Annotated in this window: 7 protein-coding genes; 2 read left to right on the top strand and 5 right to left on the bottom strand. The window is 45.9% G+C overall.

Annotated features, from left to right (window positions below; all coding sequences use genetic code 11):
* Window positions 1–565, bottom strand: a 565-nt coding sequence (locus tag FJZ26_02875; GenBank protein MBM3229351.1) for a glycosyltransferase, incomplete at its 3' end; no start/stop codon positions are given.
* Window positions 566–1,226: 661 nt separating this feature from the next.
* Here FJZ26_02875 and msrA point away from each other — a divergent pair.
* Window positions 1,227–1,718, top strand: a complete 492-nt coding sequence (msrA, locus tag FJZ26_02880; GenBank protein MBM3229352.1) for a peptide-methionine (S)-S-oxide reductase MsrA — start codon at window positions 1,227–1,229, stop codon at window positions 1,716–1,718.
* 84 nt (window positions 1,719–1,802) lie between these two features.
* Window positions 1,803–2,291 carry a hypothetical protein gene (locus FJZ26_02885; GenBank protein MBM3229353.1) on the top strand — a complete coding sequence of 163 codons (489 nt, stop codon included), beginning with the start codon at window positions 1,803–1,805 and terminating at the stop codon, window positions 2,289–2,291.
* A gap of 47 nt (window positions 2,292–2,338) precedes the next feature.
* Here FJZ26_02885 and FJZ26_02890 read toward each other — a convergent pair whose 3' ends face one another.
* The 4 genes from FJZ26_02890 to FJZ26_02905 all read right to left on the bottom strand — a co-directional run bounded on the left by FJZ26_02890 (window position 2,339) and on the right by FJZ26_02905 (window position 6,566).
* On the bottom strand, window positions 2,339–3,355 hold the full coding sequence (locus FJZ26_02890; protein ID MBM3229354.1) for a mechanosensitive ion channel family protein: 1,017 nt from the start codon (window positions 3,353–3,355) through the stop codon (window positions 2,339–2,341).
* Between the two features lie 39 nt (window positions 3,356–3,394).
* Window positions 3,395–3,685: a (2Fe-2S)-binding protein gene (locus FJZ26_02895; protein MBM3229355.1), complete on the bottom strand. Its 291-nt coding sequence runs from the start codon at window positions 3,683–3,685 to the stop codon at window positions 3,395–3,397.
* Window positions 3,686–4,011: 326 nt separating this feature from the next.
* The gene (locus tag FJZ26_02900; GenBank protein MBM3229356.1) at window positions 4,012–4,428 is read right to left on the bottom strand and encodes a DoxX family protein; all 417 of its coding nucleotides are present in this window, start codon (window positions 4,426–4,428) and stop codon (window positions 4,012–4,014) included.
* A gap of 119 nt (window positions 4,429–4,547) precedes the next feature.
* Window positions 4,548–6,566 carry a DUF4198 domain-containing protein gene (locus tag FJZ26_02905; GenBank protein ID MBM3229357.1) on the bottom strand — a complete coding sequence of 673 codons (2,019 nt, stop codon included), beginning with the start codon at window positions 6,564–6,566 and terminating at the stop codon, window positions 4,548–4,550.
* Window positions 6,567–7,120 lie beyond the last annotated feature (554 nt).

Raw genomic sequence — 7,120 nt, forward strand, 5'->3', positions numbered from 1 at the left:
TGTCATCAGAGGTCTCAAGCATTTTTTTAATGCCGCCTATCCTGTAATAAACGCTCTTTCGCACTGCAAGGGATTCGCCATTTGCAAAATACAGCCCAATTTTTGAGAATCCGACGCCTATTGGGTAAATTATATACTCGCAGAAAATCTTTTCAGTAAGGCTTTTTTCCTTCATGCGGACCTTTCCAATCACGCCGCTTATTTTTTTGTCGGAAAAAGGCCTTATCATATCGGAAAGCCAGTCAGGATAATAATAATTGTCAGCTGTTGCAAACACGAGTATCTCGCCATTTGCGGCACTTGCCCCAACAACCCTGCCTTCGGCAATTGTGGTTTTTGGGCAAAGCACCACCCTTGCCCCCCTCTGCCTTGCAATTTTTGCAGTTCCATCAGTGCTTTTTGCATCGGAGACTATTACCTCAAAGCCAAAACCCGGCCTTTGCGCCATTATCGAGTCAAGCGTGCTTCCAAGGTATTTTTCCTCCATGAATGTTGGTATTATCACACTTGCTTTTGGCTGCCTTGCTTTGCCTGCAACTCCCCATCCTGCATTCCTTTTTGCCATGCCCTAGTTTGTGCGCAAGGAATTAATATCTATGGCAGCCTAAAACCACTAACAAATCATGGCAAACAGCCCCTATGCACTAATGACTGTTTGTCTAAAACAAAGGTGAATCATATGGCAGTTGAATTTGGTGAATACAAAGGACATAAGCTAATCAAGCTGAAAAGGGATGAAAATGACGCAATGCCGTTTAGCTTTGGAAAAAGCAAGGCAAGGCTTATAGTAGAAAATTTTGAGGAAATTAAAAAGTTTGCAGAGGAGCAGTAGATGGGTGCAGGGGGCAGCATAACAAGAATCCGGGCACTCTTGCCAGTGATGGCAATTCTTATTGCATTGCTTATGCCTGGTTGCGCAGTCAGGGAAATCCCACCTGCCTTTAACTCCGGCATTTCAGGCAATCAAACAGGCATCAATGAACCAGTGTTTCGTAATGTTTCACCTGGCAATCGGCTTGGGGGAGGTACGGCAGACTCTGGTTTAAATCAAATCTGCTCATCCGATTCTGACTGCACCTTATTCATTTGTTCAGGCTGCTACAACAAAGAATGGGCCAGAACTGCGCCGCCTGATTTGGCTTGTGTCAGATACTCTGGTTATGCCTGCAGATGCATTGGGGGCAAATGCATCGAAACAAAGTGATTGATTGGCAGGAAAACCGGCAATTTCGTCAAAGCCAAAATCCGAGCTTGCAACCTTTGCCGCAGGCTGCTTTTGGGGCGTCGAGGAAACCTTTAGACAGTTGACAGGAGTGCTTTCAACATATGTTGGCTATACTGGAGGAAACTTTGAAAATCCGACCTACAAGGATGTCTGCACTGACAAAACTGGCCATGTCGAAGCTGTGCAAATCGAGTTTGACCCAAAGCTTGTAACCTTTGAAAAGCTGCTTGATATTTTTTGGTCAAGCCACAACCCGACAACCCCAAACCAACAAGGTCCTGATTACGGTTCGCAGTACAGGTCTGCCATATTCTTCCATTCCAAAAAGCAACAGCAATCAGCACTCAAATCAATGAACGGGCTTGAGCGATCTGGAAAGTGGGAAGGGCGAAAGATTGTCACCCAAATTGTCCCTGCATCAAAATTTTTCAAGGCAGAAGAGCACCATCAAAAATACTTGATGAAAAAGGGGCTCTCAAGCTGCCATTTTTGAAGAGTAAACCAAATCAATTCAGACAATCGTAAGCGGTCTGCAAGTTGCGTGTAATAACTCTCTTAAATCTACCCAATCTTATCCATGGGCATTGATAACTTGCGGGGTGTAGAAATGAAAAGAATATTGTTGCTGGTTGGAATGCTTGCGCTTCTGGTGCTTGGCTGCACTGGAAATGACGGAACAGGGCAAAACGCCAACAAAATCGGAGATGGGGGTTCGCAGGTCACCTTGCCGCCATCCCCGCCCCCTTCTGCCCCCCAGACTGTGCCCGGTTCGGATGCATCTGATATGGGAGTTGTAAAAGAATTCACCCTTGAGGCAAGCAACTGGAAGTTTGAACCTGAAACTATCGTTGTAAATCAGGGTGACAGGGTGAAAATAACCCTTATGAACAAGGACGTGTCGCATGGCATTGGCATCCGCGAGTTTGACTTCAGCCTCAAAGCAGAAGCCGGGCGGAGCGCAACAGGTGAATTTGTGGCAAGCAAAAAAGGCACATATGACTTCTTCTGCAATGTGTTTTGCGGCGACGGGCATCGTGAGATGAAAGGCAGGCTTGTTGTAAACTAGGGGTATATCAAATACTACATGAAAGCCTTCAATCTTTTTTCCTTTCCCTATCTTTTTTTCAGATTTTTTTCAAGCTGAACCTGTCCAAGCCTTTCAATGATAACTCTGCTAATTCTATCTGTTATTTTTCCTAAATCAGCCATGTCCTTTATTTGGAAATTGATTGAACCTTCATACCAGCCAGGCGCCTTCACCTTTGTCACTCCTGCCTCCAAGCCATTAACGCTTTCAATCAACTCCAAGTCTGCCTTCGAAAGACGCCTTTTAATAAACTCCAGCAAGTCAGCAGGCCCAACTCCAATTGGTGCCTCAAAAGCTATGGATGCCTTTGCAATGGTTTTTGTTGCCCCAACCCGAGTCACCCTCATCTTTGCAAATTCAGAGTTTGATATTATTATCGCATTTCCAGCCAGGTCAAGAAGCCTGCTTGAGCGCATGCCAATCTTTCTCAAGCGGGCGATTTCACCGGAAGGCAACCTCAAGTAATCCCCATAATGGTACTGCCTGTCTAGCTGGAGTGCTAACCCGGCAAAAATGTTTGCAAGGCTTTCCTGGGATGCAAGCCCAATGACAATGCCAATGACGCTTGTGAATGTGAGAATCCCGGTTATGTCAAATCCAATTTCACCCAATCCAATTATTCCGCCTGCAAGAATAACCACAAGCTGCGTTGTCTTTTGCAGCAATGGCAGCAATGACAAGTCAATTTTCACACTTGAAATCGAGTGCCCTTCTTCATAATACCAGTTGAAAAATGCCTTGGCAGTCCTAAAGCCAAGAAATGTCGCAAGAATTGTGATCGCAAAAGTCGTGTACCTTTCCACAAGCGCTATTGAGGATTCAAAAAACGGTATGGCGTGTATGGCCAAATAGAATATGAAAAGAAAGAAGAACGATTCAACTGGCTCTCTTACTGCCTCAAGCAGCCTGTCATCAAGCGTTGTCTTGGTTTTTGACACAAGCCTTGACACTGCCCATAAAAACAAGGGGGACAGAGCCTTGCCTGCGACAACTGACACGCCAATCAAGGCTACAAGGTAGCCGTAATAAACCAACTCTTGCACTCAACACACCTATGCTGCCGCGGCTTTCCCATCCGAATCTCAATACTCAATGCTTTCAAGCACCACTTTTCCTTCCTTGACGACTTTTAGCTGGCAGCCAAGCCTCTGGTTTTCCTTTGCGCTTGCACCTTCAAGTGTCATCTGCTCGTTTGCCTCCTTTTCGCCAAGAATTTCAGAGCCCTCAAGCACGTTGCACAGGCACGTGGTGCAAACGCCTGACCTGCATGAAAATGGGAAAGGAATGTTTTCCTTGTCGCAAATGTCTGCAACGTTGGAGCCAACCGCAACTTCCACTTCCTTGTTCTGGTTCTTGAAAACTATCTTTGCCATATGGATTACACCTCAAAACTATGATTATCCAGAATCTATGCACTCAAACAAGCTCTTTGAATACAATCTCTGCACTTGTGATAAATGCGGTGGAGCATATTATAAGTCTTTTGCCAAGGCATGTTTGTAAAGCATCGCCAATCCACGGCAGTAGAAAATTGTTAAGGCAGTTGAGAATTATCAAAGCAAACCTGCTTGAAAACAAATAGCCACTACGCGTGAGTCCTGCAAACTTCCAGCCCTGTCAAATATAGAAAAAATGAGGGGTGCCAAGGCCCCAAGGATGCCTGTTGCTTTTTGGCCTTTCCCCCAAATTTCCTGTCAACCTATTTTTTCATCATTGCCTCAAGGCTGTGTTTTCCAGGGCCTGAAAATGTCAAGGCAAGGGAGGCAAACAGGTATGCAAGGTCAATTTCCATGCCAATCAGCCCAAATGGAAGCCCCTTTGCCAATGCCCCAGAAAGCTTTACTGTAAATATGGCCACAACCATGACAAATGCCAAAAGCGGGCCTGCAAACCTTGTCCCGATGCCAAGTATCATGGCAAGGCTCCCAAATGTTTCAACTGCCGCCACAACAAGGGCCATGATGTCTGGCGCCGGTATGCCGACTTTTCCAAAAAAGCCAGCAGTTGCCCCAAGGTCCATGAACTTTTGCACCCCGTGCAGCATGAAAGCCACAAATACCAAGCGCAGCAGCAAAAGCGCCAAATCCAAATTTTCGGTTTTTTCTCCCCGTTGCATTCCAATACACCACTCTAATTTATCGCAATATTGGCTTGTCCTTGAAAATCCAATTCAAGAATAAATAAAAGCAATTAACCTAATCATTTTGGTTTTGCCACCCTGGGCTTCAGCTTCCCTTAAAGCCCCTTCTTTCTTTTCCCAAATATGTTGAAGACAAACAGGCCTGCAACAACAACCACTATCAGCCCGCCTATTGCCAGCATCAACCCCAGCTTGTTTTCCTGTGGCGCTGGCTGCGGCACTTCATTTGTTATTGTTGTTTCCTCCTTTGGAGCGGTCTTTTGCTTAGGCTTTGACACTTCTTTTGCCTTTGCAACTGTCTTTGCCTGGTTTTGCAACTCAACCCCTTTGGCCAAATAAGCGTATTCCCCTTCTGCAGACGCGGTAAATGTTATCTTCCCGCTTGCATCGGTCAGGTAGTCAACAGTCTTCCTGTTTGGGTATGTGACTGTAATGAAGGCATTTGCAATTGGCTTTCCATCAGCCCCTGTTAAAGTTGCAGTTGCCTTTTCACCCACATAAAGGGTCTGGGTTGCAATAATTGTTGCCATTGCAACAGTTTGCTGCTGCCCAGCTGCACCCTCACCTGGCTTGAGTGAGAGTGTGAAATCGGTGTTTTTTACCCCAACAGCCCTGTTGACACTGTAGAACAGGACAAGGCTTTCACCTGGGTTGAGGAGGCTGAACTTCCAAACTGCAATGATTGAGCCGGTTTCGAACCTGTCAGGCTTTATGTTAAAGGTGATTGAGGCTGGGTCTGTGGCGAACTTTTCCGGAATTCTCTCCTTTACCTCAAAGTCCTTCATTGTTTTTGTAAGATTGTTTTTTAGCGTAAGTGAGACGGTGGTGACATTAGACGAAGAGACGGATATATCCCTTGAAAATGATACCGAAACACCTTCAAACTCCACTGAATTTGCTGATGTTTCTGTGTTTGAAGAAGAGCCTGAGGGTGAGCCTCCAGGGCCGCTTGTTCCTGGGTTATTTGTGGTCGTGGTGGTAGTCGTAGTTGATGTATCAATTACTATGTTTTTGTTCCCCCCAAGAGAATTTGAACCTGCAGGAAGAGTCGTGTTTAAAGAGTTTCCCGCAATGTCTCGGATTGTGCTCCCGTTTAGATAAAGGGCTGCTGTGCCTGTGTAGTTCAGGTCAGATGAAGTGTCGCCGGATTTGACAACAAAGGAAAATGTTAGATTTGTTGTGCCGTTGCCGGAAACATATGTTGCATTCCTGTCGGTTGTTCCAAGCTCAAGTTCCAGGACGGGCAAGCCTCCGGTAATATTTACGGCCTCGCTGAGGACTATGGTTATTGAAATGTTCGCCCCAGTGCCATACGTGGAGCTTGTATTGGCGGAAGTCACGCTAGATACATTGGGGGCAGTCGTGTCAATTACAATATTGCTGTTTGCAGCCAGTGAGCCTGCGCTTGATGGCGAAGGAAGGACAAGACTTGAGTTTACCCCACTTGAGCTGCTGTAGATCAGGCCGGTATTGGTAAGGGCATTTGCATTCACATAAGTAAGGTCGGAGGCCGTGTCACCGGCTTGAACGGTATATGTAAAGTTGAGGGTTGCCGAATTGTTTCCACTCAAATATGTTGCATTCCTGTCAGTTGTTCCAAGTTCCAACTCCAGCCTCGGAAGCCCTGTTAAATTGACTGCCTCACTGAAGGTTAGAATAATCGTCAGATTTGCTCCAGTCGTATAGCTAATGCTGCTGTTGGGCGAGGTCACATTTATGACTCTGGGGCCCACCACAAGCGTCAGAAAGGTTGTTGAGCCGTTTTGGAAGGTTGCCGATGCATTTGCCGTGGCATCAATATTATTGACCTTGAAAGTCACGGCATCGCCAGTCCTTCCGCCAAACTGCGTCCCGGTGCCATTGTCTGCGCCAATGTCAAGGCTTCCGGTGGCGCCACTCAAGGTGACATTGGGTGTGGCATTGAGGGTTGAATTGACATACTGGGCTCCATTTATGTAAGATGAAACAATTGTGCCAGACGTTGCATTTGAACCGTTAACAATTACGTAAACTGCAAAAGTATGGGGTTGGACAGTGGGGTCATAGTCCGCATAACCAATCGTCGCGGCAAGTATCATGAAAAGTAGAAACAGTGAGTTGGATTTTGGAGCCATCAATGTTCACCCTTTGTTATCATAAAGCAGAAGCTTATTGGACTGTCAGGTTTTTCTGTGCCGTTGCATTCAAAAATATCCAGAACCCGTCGCCTGAGTTAATTGCCATTTCCGAATCCCCGGGCCTATAAGTTGAATAGGCCTGCGTTGTAGGGTTGAATTTTTTCACAATGGAGTAGTTGTTTTGGATTTGCGTGAGAAGCGCAGAAACTGTCCTTGAAGAGTTGAATAGTTTGACAAACGAGACTTGGTTCCATCCAGGGTTAAGGGTGATTTGTTGCGATGTCATAGCGCCCCCCCTGGAATTGAAGTTCAATCCGTTGCCCCTTGATTTAATCCAATAGGATTTGCCGGCCTCCATTGTTGATAGGGTTCCTCCATAATTCGGAATGTATGATTTATGGGAGGTGCCATCAAAGTAGATAATTTTTTCAACATTCGAAAGATTAAGAGACGAGACGACGCTGGCGATTGTCGTATTGCTCAAATTTTGTGTAATCCCAACAAGATTCCAGCCTGTTACAAGCTGCACCGTCAAGGAGACGTTAGTCCCG

It is taken from the genome of Candidatus Parvarchaeota archaeon, assembly GCA_016866895.1.
Classification (GTDB): domain Archaea; phylum Micrarchaeota; class Micrarchaeia; order Anstonellales; family VGKX01; genus VGKX01.

Bases quoted from the DNA above. Each gene is read 5' to 3' on its own strand.
- FJZ26_02885 (MBM3229353.1), top strand. From the start codon at position 1,803: ATGGGCATTGATAACTTGCGGGGTGTAGAAATGAAAAGAATATTGTTG.
- FJZ26_02895 (MBM3229355.1), bottom strand. From the start codon at position 3,685: ATGGCAAAGATAGTTTTCAAGAACCAGAACAAGGAAGTGGAAGTTGCG.
- FJZ26_02900 (MBM3229356.1), bottom strand. From the start codon at position 4,428: ATGCAACGGGGAGAAAAAACCGAAAATTTGGATTTGGCGCTTTTGCTG.
- FJZ26_02905 (MBM3229357.1), bottom strand. From the start codon at position 6,566: ATGGCTCCAAAATCCAACTCACTGTTTCTACTTTTCATGATACTTGCC.